The 12,004-nt window shown below is 65.4% G+C and carries 21 protein-coding genes; all 21 read right to left on the reverse strand.

The genetic code is table 11. The features are described 5' to 3' along the window. Window positions 1–203: 203 nt before the first annotated feature. A complete protein-coding gene (gene rplO / locus A5728_RS00565; RefSeq protein WP_064845207.1) occupies window positions 204–671 on the reverse strand; it encodes a 50S ribosomal protein L15 in 468 nt (155 codons plus the stop codon). 2 nt (window positions 672–673) lie between these two features. Further along, complete coding sequence (gene rpmD / locus A5728_RS00570) at window positions 674–880, reverse strand: 50S ribosomal protein L30 (protein ID WP_035959642.1); 207 nt, start codon at window positions 878–880, stop codon at window positions 674–676. Beyond that, entirely contained in the window at window positions 880–1,608 is a 729-nt protein-coding gene (gene rpsE, locus A5728_RS00575) for a 30S ribosomal protein S5 (RefSeq protein WP_064845208.1), read from the reverse strand. Before rpsE ends, rpmD begins: the two co-directional genes overlap by 1 nt. Beyond that, window positions 1,605–1,976: a 50S ribosomal protein L18 gene (gene rplR, locus A5728_RS00580; protein ID WP_035959658.1), complete on the reverse strand. Its 372-nt coding sequence runs from the start codon at window positions 1,974–1,976 to the stop codon at window positions 1,605–1,607. The genes rpsE and rplR overlap by 4 nt, the downstream gene beginning before the upstream one ends. 2 nt (window positions 1,977–1,978) lie before the next feature. Further along, window positions 1,979–2,515: a 50S ribosomal protein L6 gene (gene rplF / locus A5728_RS00585; protein WP_064845209.1), complete on the reverse strand. Its 537-nt coding sequence runs from the start codon at window positions 2,513–2,515 to the stop codon at window positions 1,979–1,981. A gap of 31 nt (window positions 2,516–2,546) precedes the next feature. Further along, window positions 2,547–2,945: a 30S ribosomal protein S8 gene (gene rpsH, locus A5728_RS00590; protein WP_035959672.1), complete on the reverse strand. Its 399-nt coding sequence runs from the start codon at window positions 2,943–2,945 to the stop codon at window positions 2,547–2,549. A gap of 74 nt (window positions 2,946–3,019) precedes the next feature. Continuing rightward, entirely contained in the window at window positions 3,020–3,589 is a 570-nt protein-coding gene (gene rplE, locus A5728_RS00595; RefSeq protein WP_035959679.1) for a 50S ribosomal protein L5, read from the reverse strand. Beyond that, window positions 3,589–3,927 carry a 50S ribosomal protein L24 gene (rplX, locus tag A5728_RS00600; protein ID WP_035959685.1) on the reverse strand — a complete coding sequence of 113 codons (339 nt, stop codon included), beginning with the start codon at window positions 3,925–3,927 and terminating at the stop codon, window positions 3,589–3,591. Before rplX ends, rplE begins: the two co-directional genes overlap by 1 nt. A gap of 1 nt (window position 3,928) precedes the next feature. Then, the gene (rplN, locus tag A5728_RS00605) at window positions 3,929–4,297 is read right to left on the reverse strand and encodes a 50S ribosomal protein L14 (RefSeq protein ID WP_035959693.1); all 369 of its coding nucleotides are present in this window, start codon (window positions 4,295–4,297) and stop codon (window positions 3,929–3,931) included. A gap of 553 nt (window positions 4,298–4,850) precedes the next feature. Next, window positions 4,851–5,138: a 30S ribosomal protein S17 gene (gene rpsQ, locus A5728_RS00610; protein ID WP_035959699.1), complete on the reverse strand. Its 288-nt coding sequence runs from the start codon at window positions 5,136–5,138 to the stop codon at window positions 4,851–4,853. Further along, window positions 5,135–5,431, reverse strand: coding sequence for a 50S ribosomal protein L29 (rpmC, locus tag A5728_RS00615; protein ID WP_035959707.1), 297 nt, complete (start codon window positions 5,429–5,431; stop codon window positions 5,135–5,137). Before rpmC ends, rpsQ begins: the two co-directional genes overlap by 4 nt. A gap of 3 nt (window positions 5,432–5,434) precedes the next feature. After that, window positions 5,435–5,851, reverse strand: a complete 417-nt coding sequence (rplP, locus tag A5728_RS00620) for a 50S ribosomal protein L16 (protein ID WP_064845210.1) — start codon at window positions 5,849–5,851, stop codon at window positions 5,435–5,437. Next, on the reverse strand, window positions 5,851–6,675 hold the full coding sequence (gene rpsC, locus A5728_RS00625) for a 30S ribosomal protein S3 (RefSeq protein ID WP_035959714.1): 825 nt from the start codon (window positions 6,673–6,675) through the stop codon (window positions 5,851–5,853). Before rpsC ends, rplP begins: the two co-directional genes overlap by 1 nt. Beyond that, entirely contained in the window at window positions 6,676–7,041 is a 366-nt protein-coding gene (rplV, locus tag A5728_RS00630; protein ID WP_012397693.1) for a 50S ribosomal protein L22, read from the reverse strand. It lies immediately after the preceding gene. A 53-nt stretch (window positions 7,042–7,094) separates the two neighbouring features. Next, window positions 7,095–7,376, reverse strand: coding sequence for a 30S ribosomal protein S19 (gene rpsS, locus A5728_RS00635; protein ID WP_035959716.1), 282 nt, complete (start codon window positions 7,374–7,376; stop codon window positions 7,095–7,097). 12 nt (window positions 7,377–7,388) lie between these two features. Continuing rightward, a complete protein-coding gene (gene rplB, locus A5728_RS00640; protein WP_035959718.1) occupies window positions 7,389–8,228 on the reverse strand; it encodes a 50S ribosomal protein L2 in 840 nt (279 codons plus the stop codon). A 31-nt stretch (window positions 8,229–8,259) separates the two neighbouring features. Further along, window positions 8,260–8,565 (reverse strand): 50S ribosomal protein L23, encoded by a 306-nt coding sequence (gene rplW, locus A5728_RS00645; protein WP_035959727.1) that lies wholly within the window; start codon window positions 8,563–8,565, stop codon window positions 8,260–8,262. Next, complete coding sequence (gene rplD / locus A5728_RS00650; protein WP_035959733.1) at window positions 8,562–9,185, reverse strand: 50S ribosomal protein L4; 624 nt, start codon at window positions 9,183–9,185, stop codon at window positions 8,562–8,564. The genes rplW and rplD overlap by 4 nt, the downstream gene beginning before the upstream one ends. 5 nt (window positions 9,186–9,190) lie before the next feature. Further along, on the reverse strand, window positions 9,191–9,847 hold the full coding sequence (gene rplC / locus A5728_RS00655) for a 50S ribosomal protein L3 (RefSeq protein ID WP_035959743.1): 657 nt from the start codon (window positions 9,845–9,847) through the stop codon (window positions 9,191–9,193). 16 nt (window positions 9,848–9,863) lie between these two features. Beyond that, entirely contained in the window at window positions 9,864–10,172 is a 309-nt protein-coding gene (gene rpsJ / locus A5728_RS00660) for a 30S ribosomal protein S10 (RefSeq protein ID WP_003803825.1), read from the reverse strand. A 515-nt stretch (window positions 10,173–10,687) separates the two neighbouring features. Continuing rightward, complete coding sequence (gene tuf / locus A5728_RS00665; protein WP_064845211.1) at window positions 10,688–11,878, reverse strand: elongation factor Tu; 1,191 nt, start codon at window positions 11,876–11,878, stop codon at window positions 10,688–10,690. Between the last annotated feature and the right edge of the window lie 126 nt (window positions 11,879–12,004).

A 12,004-nucleotide genomic window follows, 5' to 3' on the forward strand; every position in this document is an offset into this window, starting at 1 on the left:
CTGGAAGCCCCCGGGAATTTAAAGGAGGTGGAATGTGCCCCGGCCCGGGGGGGGGGGGGGCGCGGGGGGAACGGGGGGGGGGGCGGGGCCCCGGGGGGGGGGGGGGGGGGGGGGGCCCCCCCCCCGGGCCCCCCCCGCACGGCCCGGGCGGGGGGCCCGTTCCAGTTCAGGGATTCACCCTACAACCGAACACTGGGATCGGTTCATGCGTTCTGCGTGGACCCACCAGCCGCGGCGATCTTCTCCGACGCGGACGCGGAGAACTTGTCCGCGGTGATGTTCAGTGCCACGGAGATCTCCCCGCTACCGAGCACCTTCACGGGCTGGTTCTTGCGCACCGCACCCTTGGCGACCAGGTCCGCGACGGTGACCGTGCCACCCTCGGGGAACAGCTCGCCCAGGCGGTCCAAGTTCACGACCTGGTACTCCACGCGGAACGGGTTCTTGAACCCGCGCAGCTTGGGCAGGCGCATGTGCAGCGGCAGCTGACCGCCCGCGAAACCGGCCTTGACCTGGTAACGCGCCTTGGTGCCCTTGGTACCACGGCCCGCGGTCTTACCCTTCGAGGCCTCGCCACGGCCAAGACGCGTCTTGGCCTGGTGCGAGCCGGGGGCGGGACGCAGGTGGTGGACCTTCAGAGCGTGGCGCTTGCTCTCGGTGTTTTCAGCCATGCTCAGGCCTCCTCAACCTCTACGAGATGCGACACCGTGTTGATCATGCCCACGGTGGCGGCATCGGCCTTGCGCTCCACGACCTGGCCCGGACGCTTGAGACCGAGCGAACGCAGCGTGTCGCGCATGTTCTGCTTCTGACCGACCACGGAGCGGACCTGCTTCACGCGCAGGGACGCGCCGGTGGCCTGAATGCGCTTTCCGTTCATCAGGCACCTGCCTTCTGGATGTCACGCAGCAACGGCGCGGGAACGACCTCGTCCATGGGCAGGCCACGGCGGGCCGCCACGGAGGCGGGCTCCTCGAGCTCACGCAGCGCCTGGATGGTCGCGTGCACGATGTTGATCTGGTTGGACGAGCCCAGGGACTTGGACAGCACGTCGTGGATACCGGCGCACTCGAGCACCGCACGCACCGGACCACCGGCGATCACACCGGTACCCGGGGTCGCCGGGCGCAGCATGACGACGCCAGCCGCGGCCTCACCCTGCACACGGTGCGGGATGGTGCGGTTCTCCACGCGGGGGACCCGGAAGAAGTTCTTCTTGGCCTCCTCCACGCCCTTGGAGATCGCGGCGGGAACTTCCTTGGCCTTGCCGTAGCCCACGCCGACCATGCCGTTGCCGTCACCGACGACCACGAGAGCGGTGAAGCTGAAGCGACGACCACCCTTGACGACCTTGGACACACGGTTGATGGTCACGACGCGCTCGAGGAACTTGTCCTTGTCGTCGTCGCGCCCGCCGCGGCCCCCACGACCACCACGGTCGTTGCGGCCACCGCGCTCGTTGCGACCGCCACGGTCGTTACGACCGCCGCGGCCACCGCGGTTCTCGTCGGTCCCCTGGCGCTCCGAGGTGTTCGCCTCGGTCGTCGTGTTGGAACCGTTGGTGGCTTCGCTCACCTGAGTTTCCTTCTCGTTCTTCTGCTCGCTCACAGCGCCAGACCTCCTTCACGGGCACCCTCGGCCACCGCGGCCACGCGGCCGTGGTACTTGTTGCCGCCGCGGTCGAACACGACGGTCTCGATCCCCGCAGCCTTGGCACGCTCGGCGATCAGCTCACCGATGCGCTTGGCCTTGGCGGTCTTGTCGTCGGACGACGCACGCAGATCGCTTTCCATGGTGGACGCCGAGACCAGGGTGAAACCCTTGTCGTCGTCGATCACCTGGGCGACCATGTGGCGGGTGGAACGCGTGACCACCAGACGGGGGCGCAGCGCGGTTCCGGCGATGTGCTTGCGCACGCGGCGGTGACGCCGTGCCCGCTGAGCAGCCTTCGACTTTCCCTTGATTACGAGAGCCATGATTACTTACCAGCCTTTCCGGCCTTGCGGCGGATCTGCTCGCCGGCGTAGCGCACGCCCTTGCCCTTGTAGGGATCGGGCAGACGCAGGGAGCGGATCTTCGCGGCGACCTGGCCAACCTGCTGCTTGTCGATACCGGAAACGGTGACCTTGTTGGCGCCCTCGACGGACAGCGTGATGCCGTCCGGAGCGTTGAAGGGCACCGGGTGGCTGTAACCCAGAGCGAACTCCAGGTTGGCACCCCTGGCCTGGACACGGTAACCCGTGCCCACGATCTCCAGCTGCTTGGCGTAGCCCTGCGAGACACCCTGGATCATGTTGGAGATCAGGGTGCGCGTGAGGCCGTGCAAGGAACGGGATTCGCGCTCGTCGTTGGGGCGGGACACCTGCACGGTGCCGTCCTCGACGACCACGGTGATGGGCGCGGGCACGGTGTGGGTCAGTTCGCCCTTGGGGCCCTTGACCTGCACCACGGAACCGTCCACGGAGACCTCCACACCGGCGGGCACAGAGATCGGGAGACGTCCAATACGTGACATGTCTTCTTCCTTTCTTCTTCTGTGCTACCGGTTACCAGACGTACGCGAGGACTTCCCCGCCCACGCCCTTCTTGCCGGCCTGCTTGTCGGTCAGCAGTCCGGAGGACGTGGAGAGGATCGCGATGCCGAGGCCGCCGAACACGCGGGGCAGCTCGGTGGACTTCGCGTACACGCGCAGGCCCGGCTTGGAGATGCGGCGGACACCGGCGATCGAGCGCTCACGGTTGGAACCGAACTTCAGCGACAGGGTCAGGGTCTTGCCCACCCGGGCGGGTTCTTCGGACCAGTCGGCGATGTAGCCCTCGGCCTTGAGGATGTCCGCGATCCGAGCCTTGAGCTTGGAGTACGGCATGCTCACGGTGTCGTGGTAGGCCGAGTTCGCGTTGCGCAGCCGCGTCAGCATGTCTGCGACGGGATCTGTCATTGTCATGTGGGCTTCAGCCCTTCCTCGTCAGGGTTTCCCTGCCGGTTGCAGCCCGCAGGGACCTTCTGACGTCGATGGAATCAGTTGGTCTTGAACGGGAAACCGAGCGCCTTGAGCAGCGCGCGACCCTCGTCGTCGGTCTTGGCGGAGGTGACCACGGTGATGTCCATACCGCGCACGCGATCGATCTTGTCCTGATCGATCTCGTGGAACATGGACTGTTCCGTCAGACCGAAGGTGTAGTTGCCGTTGCCGTCGAAGTGACGGTCGGACAGACCACGGAAGTCACGGATACGCGGCAGCGCGAGCGTGACGAGACGGTCCAGGAATTCCCACATCCGCTCGCCACGCATGGTGACGTGCGCGCCGATGGGCATTCCCTCACGCAGCTTGAACTGCGCAATGGACTTCTTGGCCCGGTTGACCACGGGCTTCTGACCGGTGATGGCGGTGAGGTCCTTGATGGCGTTGTCCACCAGTTTGGAGTCCTTGGCCGCCTCGCCCAGACCCATGTTGACCACGACCTTGACCACGCGCGGCATCTGCATGACGTTCGCGTAGCCGAACTGCTCCTGCAGGGCCGGGACGACGGTCTCCTGGTACTTGGTCTTGAACCGGGGGGTGAACTTGGTTTCGGTGGTTTCGCTCATCACAGATCCTTGCCGGTGCTCTTGGACACGCGAACGCGGACGGTCTTCTGCTTGCCGTTGCGCTCCACGGTCTCGGTGCGGTAGCCCACACGGGTCGGCTTGCCGGTCTCCGGGTCCACGAGCATCACGTTGGAGATGTGGATCGGAGCCTCGGACTTGACGAGGCCGCCAGCTTCGCCCTGGGCGTTGGCGCGCTTGTGCTTGGTCACGACGTTGACGCCCTCGACCACCACGCGGGAGGTCTCGGTGATCACGCGCAGGACCTTGCCCTGCTCGCCCTTGTTCTTACCGGTGATGACCTGAACCAGGTCGCCGGTCTTGATCTTGAATTTCGCCATGTCAGAGCACCTCCGGGGCCAGCGAGACGATCTTCATGAACTTCTTGTCGCGCAGCTCGCGGCCCACGGGGCCGAAGATGCGCGTGCCGCGGGGGTCCCCGTCGTTCTTCAAGATCACTGCGGCGTTCTCGTCGAAACGGATGTAGGAACCGTCGGGACGGCGCCTCTGCTTCTTGGTACGGACCACAACCGCCTTGACGACGTCACCCTTCTTGACGTTGCCGCCGGGGATGGCGTCCTTGACGGTGGCGACGATGATGTCGCCAATGCCTGCGTAACGGCGTCCGGATCCACCGAGCACACGGATGGTGAGAATTTCCTTCGCACCCGTGTTGTCGGCGACCCTCAGCCGCGATTCCTGCTGAATCACTGATTTACTCCTGTCGTCGCGCTGGTTCTCATCCGATGGTGCTGAATGCCGAGCCTTGCGGAACGGTGGTCGTGTGAACGCTCCACGCCACGGTGTTCCCCGTGACCGTAGGAGGGGTCCGGGGCGTGCGCGGAGTTCGTACGCGATGATCGCTCACACATGGATGGCGAACGGGTTCGCCGTGCTGCCCTGCTCGGATTCGTGGCTGAATGCAGAATCAACGAGCAAGTTGTCGCAGCAACCGCGGCGTGCAATGCGCGGAGCCGCCCACGGACGCACCGTGGGGCTTGCCGCCGTCCCGGCACGGTGCGCACAGCGCACGTGGGGCGGACGTGGATTCTGACTCAGCAGGGTCGAAGTCAGAGTGGGCACACGTGTGTCGACACGCGTACCGGCCTACTCTACCGCGCCCCGGCGGGGAACGCCAATCGATGGACAGGCCGGCGGCCGGGGCGCGGGTGGACGCGGGAACGGCGCCGGGCAGCGCCGTCGTGCACGCGCAAGGGCCCCCGACCGCAACCGGTCGGGGGCCCTTGACGCTGTCGAGGAGGACTTACTTGGCCTTCTCGATGATCTCCACGATCCGCCAGTTCTTGGTGGCGGACAGCGGACGGGTCTCGGCGATGCGCACGAGGTCCCCGACGCCGCAGGTGTTCTGCTCGTCGTGGGCCTTCACACGCTTGGACTTGCGCAGCACCTTGCCGTACAGGGCGTGCTTGACGCGGTCCTCGACCTGGACGACCACGGTCTTGTCCATCTTGTCGGAGACCACGTAGCCCTGGCGGGTCTTGCGGTCACCGCGCTCGGCCGCGGCCGATTCGTTGTTAACCTGCTCGCTCACTTGGCATCATCCTCAGACTTGGCAGCCTTCTTCGAGGCCTTCTTCTCGGTCTTCTCAGCAGCCGGCGCCACGTCCTCGCGGATCCCGAGCTCGCGCTCACGCAGCACGGTGTAGATCCGGGCAATGTCGCGTTTGACGGACTTGAGACGCCCGTTGCTCTCGAGCTGACCGGTCGCGGCCTGGAAGCGCAGGTTGAACAGCTCTTCCTTGGACTTGCGCAGCTGGTCGGTGAGGGCACCGGTGTCGAGAGCCGCGAGGTTCTCCATGTTCAGATCCTTGGATCCAATAGCCATTGATCATTCACCGCCTTCGCGACGCACGATGCGTGCCTTCATCGGGAGCTTGTGGATGGCCAGGCGCAGCGCCTCACGCGCCACGTCCTCGCTCACGCCGGAGATCTCGAACAACACGCGTCCGGGCTTGACGTTAGCGATCCACCACTCGGGGGAACCCTTACCGGAACCCATGCGGGTCTCGGCGGGCTTCTTGGTCAGGGGACGATCCGGGTAGATGTTGATCCAGACCTTGCCGCCACGCTTGATGTGACGGGTCATGGCGATACGCGCGGCCTCGATCTGACGGTTCGTGACGTACGCCGGGCTCAGCGCCTGGATGCCCCACTCGCCGAACGTGACCTGGGTTCCGCCCTTCGCCTGACCCCGACGACGCGGGTGGTGCTGCTTACGGAACTTCACACGACGTGGGATGAGCATTACTTACCACCCTCTGCGTTGGTCGCCTCCGCAGCGGTGTTCTGCTGCGGGGCTGCGGCGGAGTCGCGCTCACGGCGTCCACCACGGTCGTTACGGTCATTGCGACGACGCCGCTCGCCACCGCCGCGACGGTCGTTGCGTCCGCGCGAGGACGGAGCAGCGGCCTGCTGGGCGGCGAGTTCCTTATCGGTGAGGTCGCCCTTGTAGATCCAGACCTTCACGCCGATGCGGCCGAAGGTGGTCTTGGCCTCGAAGAAGCCGTAGTCGATGTTCGCGCGCAGGGTGTGCAGGGGCACACGGCCTTCGCGGTAGAACTCCGAACGGGACATCTCCGCGCCGCCGAGGCGGCCGGCGCACTGGATCCGGATGCCCTTGGCACCGGCGCGCTGCGCGGACTGGATGGCCTTCTTCATGGCGCGACGGAACGCGACACGGGAGGCCAGCTGCTCGGCGACACCCTGAGCGACGAGCTGGGCATCGGTCTCGGGGTTCTTGACCTCGAGGATGTTGAGCTGGATCTGCTTGCCGGTGAGCTTCTCGAGCTCACCGCGGATCCGGTCCGCCTCGGCGCCGCGGCGGCCGATCACGATGCCCGGGCGCGCCGTGTGGATGTCCACGCGGACGCGGTCACGGGTGCGCTCGATCTCGACCTTGGCGATGCCGGCGCGCTCCATGCCCGTGGACATGAGCTCGCGGATCTTCACGTCCTCGCGGATGTAGTCCTTGTAGCGCTGACCCGGCTGGTTCGAGTCCGCGTACCAGTGCGAGACGTGGTCGGTGGTGATACCCAGACGGAATCCGTTGGGGTTGATTTTCTGTCCCACTTAGCGGACCTCCTCCTTCTCCGGGGTCGCCACGACCACGGTCACGTGGCTCGTGCGCTTGTTGATGCGGAACGCACGGCCCTGGGCACGCGGCTGGAACCGCTTCATGGTGGGTCCCTCGTCCACGAAGGCCGCGGAGACCACGAGGTCTTCCGGCTTGAACGCGAGACCCTCGCGGTCGGCCTTCTGCCGGGCGTTGGCCACGGCGGATTCGAGAACCTTGAACACCGGCTCTGAAGCTGCCTGCGGGGCAAACTTCAGAATCGCCAACGCCTCATTCGCCTGCTGGCCACGAATCAGGTTGACGACGCGCCGGGCCTTCATAGGCGTCACGCGGATGTAGCGCGCAGATGCCTTGGCTTCCATTGCTTTCCTTCTCTCGTCTTGTCGAAGAAGTGCAACGTGCTCACCCCGAGGGGTCAGCGACGCTTGCCCTTCTTGTCGTCCTTCACATGGCCGCGGAACGTGCGGGTGGGGGCGAATTCGCCGAGCTTGTGCCCGACCATCGACTCAGTGATGAACACCGGGACATGCTTGCGTCCGTCGTGCACGGCAATCGTGTGTCCGAGCATGTCGGGCACGATCATCGAGCGGCGGGACCACGTCTTGATGACGTTCTTGGTGCCCTTCTCGTTCTCCTTGGCGACCTTCACGAAGAGGTGCTGATCAACGAAAGGGCCCTTCTTGAGGCTGCGTGGCATTAGTCAGGCTCCTTAGCGCTTGTTCTTGCCGGTACGACGACGACGCACGATGAGCTTGTCGCTTTCCTTGTTGGGGCGACGGGTGCGTCCCTCGGGCTTACCGTTGGGGTTGACCGGGTGACGACCACCGGAGGTCTTGCCCTCGCCACCACCGTGCGGGTGGTCCACGGGGTTCATGACCACACCGCGGACGGTCGGGCGGATGCCCTTCCAGCGGTTACGTCCGGCCTTGCCCCAGTTGATGTTGGACTGCTCGGCGTTACCGACCTCGCCCACGGTCGCGCGGCAGCGCACGTCCACGTTGCGGATTTCACCGGAGGGCAGGCGCAGCTGACCGTACTTGCCCTCACGGGCGACCAACTGCACGGATGCGCCGGCGGAACGGGCGAGCTTGGCTCCCCCACCCGGACGCAGCTCCACCGCGTGCAGCACGGTACCCACGGGGATGTTGCGCAGCGGCAGGTTGTTGCCCGGCTTGATGTCGGCATTGGGGCCAGACTCCACGACGTCGCCCTGACGCAGGCGGTTCGGCGCGATGATGTAGCGCTTGGTGCCGTCCACGTAGTGCAGCAGCGCGATCCGAGCCGTACGGTTCGGGTCGTACTCGATGTGGGCGACCTTCGCGTCCACGCCGTCCTTGTCGTGACGACGGAAGTCAATCACGCGGTACTGGCGCTTGTGCCCGCCACCCTTGTGACGGGTGGTGATGCGGCCGGTGTTATTACGACCGCCCTTCTTGGGCAGCGGACGCACCAGGGACTTCTCGGGCGTGGTGCGCGTGATTTCTACGAAGTCCGCAACCGACGAGCCACGACGGCCCGGGGTTGTCGGCTTGTGCTTACGGATAGCCATGTTTTGAGTTCCTCGTTAAAGTGGTCTCCGCTCAAGAGAGCGGACCGCCGAAGATGTCGATGGAGCCTTCCCGGAGGGACACGATGGCACGCTTGGTGGCCTTACGCTGTCCCCAGCCGAAGCGCGTGCGCTTACGCTTACCGGGACGGTTGAGGGTGTTCACGGACGCGACCTTGACACCGAAGATGTGCTCGATCGCGTACTTGATCTCGGTCTTGTTGGCGGAGGGGGCCACCTGGAAGGTGTACTTGCCCTCGTCGATCAGACCGTAGGACTTCTCGGAGACCACGGGACGGATGATGACGTCGCGCGGGTCCTTGTTGTAGATAACGCTCACTTGGCGTCCTCCTGCTTGCTACCGGACGCGGCTGCGACGAACGAGTCGTAAGCGGCCTTGGTGAAGACCACGTCGTCCGAGACGAGCACGTCGTACGTGTTGAGCTGATCGGCGTACACGGCGTGCACGTTGACCAGGTTGCGCACGGACAGCGCGGCGTTGTCCTCGCCACGGTTCAGCACCACGAGCAGGTTCTTGCGCTCGGTGAGCGAACGCAGCGCCTCCTTGGCGGCCTTCGTGGACGGCTGCTCGCCGCTCACCAGGTCCGCGACCACGTGGATGCGGCCGTTACGGGCCCGGTCCGAGAGGGCACCGCGCAGGGCGGCAGCCTTCATCTTCTTGGGCGTGCGCTGGGAGTAGTCACGCGGCGTGGGGCCGTGCACCACACCACCGCCGGTCATGTGCGGGGCGCGGATGGAGCCCTGACGAGCCCGGCCGGTGCCCTTCTGCTTGAACGGCTTGCGACCGGCGCCGGAGACCTCCGCGCGGGTCTTGGTCTTGTGCGTGCCCTGACGGGCGGCGGCCAGCTGGGCGACGACGACCTGGTGCAGCAGCGCCACGTTGGTCTGGGCGTCGAAGATCTCAGCGGGCAGCTCGACGTTGACGGTTTCAGTTGCCATGAGTATCAAGCTCCCTTCACGGTGGAACGGACGAGGACGACCGATCCCTTGGGGCCCGGCAGGGCGCCCTTGATGAGCAGCAGGGAGTTCTCGGCGTCGACAGCGTGCACGGTCAGGTTCATGGTCGTGTGACGGGCGTTGCCCATCCGGCCGGCCATGCGCATGCCCTTGAACACGCGAGCAGGGTACGATGCGCCGCCGATGGAACCCGGCTTGCGGTGGTTCTTGTGTGCACCGTGGGAGGCGCCCACACCGGCGAAGCCGTGGCGCTTCATGACACCCGCGGTGCCCTTACCCTTGGTGGTGCCGACGACGTCGACCTTGGCACCGGCCTCGAAGAGCTCGACGGACAGTTCCTGTCCCAGCTCGTACTCAGCGGCGTCGGAAGTACGAAGTTCGACGACATGACGACGGGGCGTCACGCCTGCAGCGGCGAAGTGACCGGCCAGTGGCTTGGTCACCTTGCGGGGATCGATCGCACCGAAGCCGATCTGCACGGCGTTGTAGCCGTCCTTGTCCTCGTTGCGCAGCTGCGTCACGACGTTGGAGTCGGCCTTGACCACGGTCACCGGCACGAACTTCCCGTTCTCGTCCCAGACCTGGGTCATGCCGAGCTTCGTGCCCAGCAGGCCCTTCACCTGGCGTTCGAAAGTGGTAGTCATTGGGGTGCGATCCTTTTTACAGCTTGATTTCGATGTTCACGTCAGCGGGCAGATCGAGACGCATGAGCGAGTCGACGGCCTTGGGCGTGGGGTCGATGATGTCGATCAGCCGCTTGTGGGTGCGCATCTCGAAATGCTCACGGCTGTCCTTGTACTTGTGCGGCGAGCGGATCACGCAGTACACATTCTTCTCGGTGGGCAGCGGGACGGGTCCCACCACCGTGGCGCCTGCGCGCGTCACCGTCTCAACGATCTTCCGGGCCGAGACGTCGATGACCTCGTGGTCATAGGACTTCAGCCGGATGCGGATTTTTTGTCCCGCCATGGCGTCGTGACTCTCTTTCTTCAAGTACTTCCCTGTATGGAGTTCGCGGACTCCTTGTGCTCGGCGATCGTGCTCGCCACCCCGCACAGACTGAATCCGGAAACTTCCGGGTTCCTCACCCTGTCGGGGCCCCGGCACCCGAACTCGGGCGTGTCGCGCGAGGAGCGCGCCGCCCGGTCCACACAATGATGCGGTGCCGGTTGAAAAATGGTTGTCCGCGGTGATACCCGCGTGGAAGTTCGCTGCATTGCGTTTGCTTCGGTTGCGCGACTGCTCCGCACCCGGTTCTCGCAATGGACTCCACGCGCTCGACCGGCGCACGGGAATCCCGCGTCGCTGAGCGAACAACAGCGACCATTCTGCCAGAGACCCGGGGGAGCGCGCAAACCGGCCACGCCCCTACTCCCCCGGACCGGCGGGCACGCCGCCGCCCAGACATGCGAGAACCCCGCGGTCCTGAACGGACCACGGGGTTCTCGAAGGTTCGACTCAGCGCCTCACCGGATCAACGGGTCTTACTTGTTGATCTTGGTCACACGACCGGAGCCCACGGTGCGGCCACCCTCACGGATGGCGAAGCCGAGGCCTTCCTCCATGGCGATCGGCTGGATCAGCTCGACCGTCATCTCGGTGTTGTCACCGGGCATGACCATCTCGGTGCCCTCGGGCAGGGTGATGACGCCGGTGACGTCCGTGGTGCGGAAGTAGAACTGCGGGCGGTAGTTCGAGTAGAACGGGTTGTGACGCCCGCCCTCTTCCTTGGACAGGATGTAGACGTTGGCCTCGAAGTCGGTGTGCGGGGTGATGGAACCCGGCTTGCACACGACCTGGCCACGCTCGACGTCGTCGCGCTTGAGACCGCGCAGCAGCAGACCGCAGTTCTCGCCGGCCATGGCCTCGTCCATCTGCTTGTGGAACATCTCGATACCGGTCACCGTGGTCTTCTGCACGGGGCGGATGCCCACGATCTCAACCTCGGAGTTGATCGGCAGGGTACCGCGCTCGGCGCGGCCGGTCACCACGGTGCCGCGACCGGTGATCGTGAAGACGTCCTCGATGGGCATCAGGAAGGGCTTGTCGGTGTCACGCACGGGGTCCGGGACGTTCTCGTCCACGGCCTCCATGAGGTCCTCGACGGACTTGACCCACTCGGCGTCGCCCTCGAGGGCCTTCAGAGCGGAGACGCGCACCACGGGGGCGTTGTCGCCGTCGAAGCCCTGGTCGGACAGCAGCTCGCGGACCTCCATCTCGACGAGGTCGAGCAGCTCTTCGTCGTCGACCATGTCGGACTTGTTCAGCGCCACCAGCAGGTAGGGCACGCCCACCTGGCGGGCGAGCAGGACGTGCTCGCGGGTCTGGGCCATGGGGCCGTCGGTCGCGGCGACCACGAGGATCGCGCCGTCCATCTGAGCGGCACCGGTGATCATGTTCTTCACGTAGTCGGCGTGACCGGGGGCGTCCACGTGGGCGTAGTGACGCTTGTCGGTCTGGTACTCGATGTGAGAGATGTTGATCGTGATGCCGCGCTGCTTCTCCTCCGGGGCGGAGTCGATCGCACCGAAGTCACGCTGCTCGTTGACGTCCGGGTACTTGTCGGCCAGAACCTTGGAGATCGCAGCGGTGAGCGTGGTCTTGCCGTGGTCAACGTGGCCGATGGTGCCAATGTTGAGGTGCGGCTTGGTGCGCTCGAACTTGGCCTTCGCCATGATGTGTTCCTCCTAGAACATTGAGGTGAGACTTGCTCGACTGCTCCGGACCACGGAGCGTGGGACCACAGCGCTTCAGACGCTGCGCGTGTCGAAACCTGTGCAAGTCTACTTCTGGATTACGAA

It is taken from the genome of Kocuria sp. ICS0012 (assembly GCF_001665945.1).
Classification (GTDB): domain Bacteria; phylum Actinomycetota; class Actinomycetes; order Actinomycetales; family Micrococcaceae; genus Kocuria; species Kocuria marina.

What these genes read in the sequence shown, in the direction of transcription:
- rplX (WP_035959685.1), bottom strand. Translation starts at nt 3,927, where the DNA reads ATGGCGAAATTCAAGATCAAGACCGGCGACCTGGTTCAGGTCATCACC.
- rplE (WP_035959679.1), bottom strand. Translation starts at nt 3,589, where the DNA reads ATGAGCGAAACCACCGAAACCAAGTTCACCCCCCGGTTCAAGACCAAG.
- rplV (WP_012397693.1), bottom strand. Translation starts at nt 7,041, where the DNA reads ATGGAAGCCAAGGCATCTGCGCGCTACATCCGCGTGACGCCTATGAAG.
- rplC (WP_035959743.1), bottom strand. Translation starts at nt 9,847, where the DNA reads ATGACTACCACTTTCGAACGCCAGGTGAAGGGCCTGCTGGGCACGAAG.
- rplF (WP_064845209.1), bottom strand. Translation starts at nt 2,515, where the DNA reads ATGTCACGTATTGGACGTCTCCCGATCTCTGTGCCCGCCGGTGTGGAG.
- rpsJ (WP_003803825.1), bottom strand. Translation starts at nt 10,172, where the DNA reads ATGGCGGGACAAAAAATCCGCATCCGGCTGAAGTCCTATGACCACGAG.
- rplO (WP_064845207.1), bottom strand. Translation starts at nt 671, where the DNA reads ATGGCTGAAAACACCGAGAGCAAGCGCCACGCTCTGAAGGTCCACCAC.
- rplP (WP_064845210.1), bottom strand. Translation starts at nt 5,851, where the DNA reads ATGCTCATCCCACGTCGTGTGAAGTTCCGTAAGCAGCACCACCCGCGT.
- rplD (WP_035959733.1), bottom strand. Translation starts at nt 9,185, where the DNA reads ATGGCAACTGAAACCGTCAACGTCGAGCTGCCCGCTGAGATCTTCGAC.
- rpsS (WP_035959716.1), bottom strand. Translation starts at nt 7,376, where the DNA reads ATGCCACGCAGCCTCAAGAAGGGCCCTTTCGTTGATCAGCACCTCTTC.
- rpmD (WP_035959642.1), bottom strand. Translation starts at nt 880, where the DNA reads ATGAACGGAAAGCGCATTCAGGCCACCGGCGCGTCCCTGCGCGTGAAG.
- rplR (WP_035959658.1), bottom strand. Translation starts at nt 1,976, where the DNA reads ATGGCTCTCGTAATCAAGGGAAAGTCGAAGGCTGCTCAGCGGGCACGG.
- tuf (WP_064845211.1), bottom strand. Translation starts at nt 11,878, where the DNA reads ATGGCGAAGGCCAAGTTCGAGCGCACCAAGCCGCACCTCAACATTGGC.
- rpmC (WP_035959707.1), bottom strand. Translation starts at nt 5,431, where the DNA reads ATGGCTATTGGATCCAAGGATCTGAACATGGAGAACCTCGCGGCTCTC.
- rplB (WP_035959718.1), bottom strand. Translation starts at nt 8,228, where the DNA reads ATGGCTATCCGTAAGCACAAGCCGACAACCCCGGGCCGTCGTGGCTCG.
- rpsH (WP_035959672.1), bottom strand. Translation starts at nt 2,945, where the DNA reads ATGACAATGACAGATCCCGTCGCAGACATGCTGACGCGGCTGCGCAAC.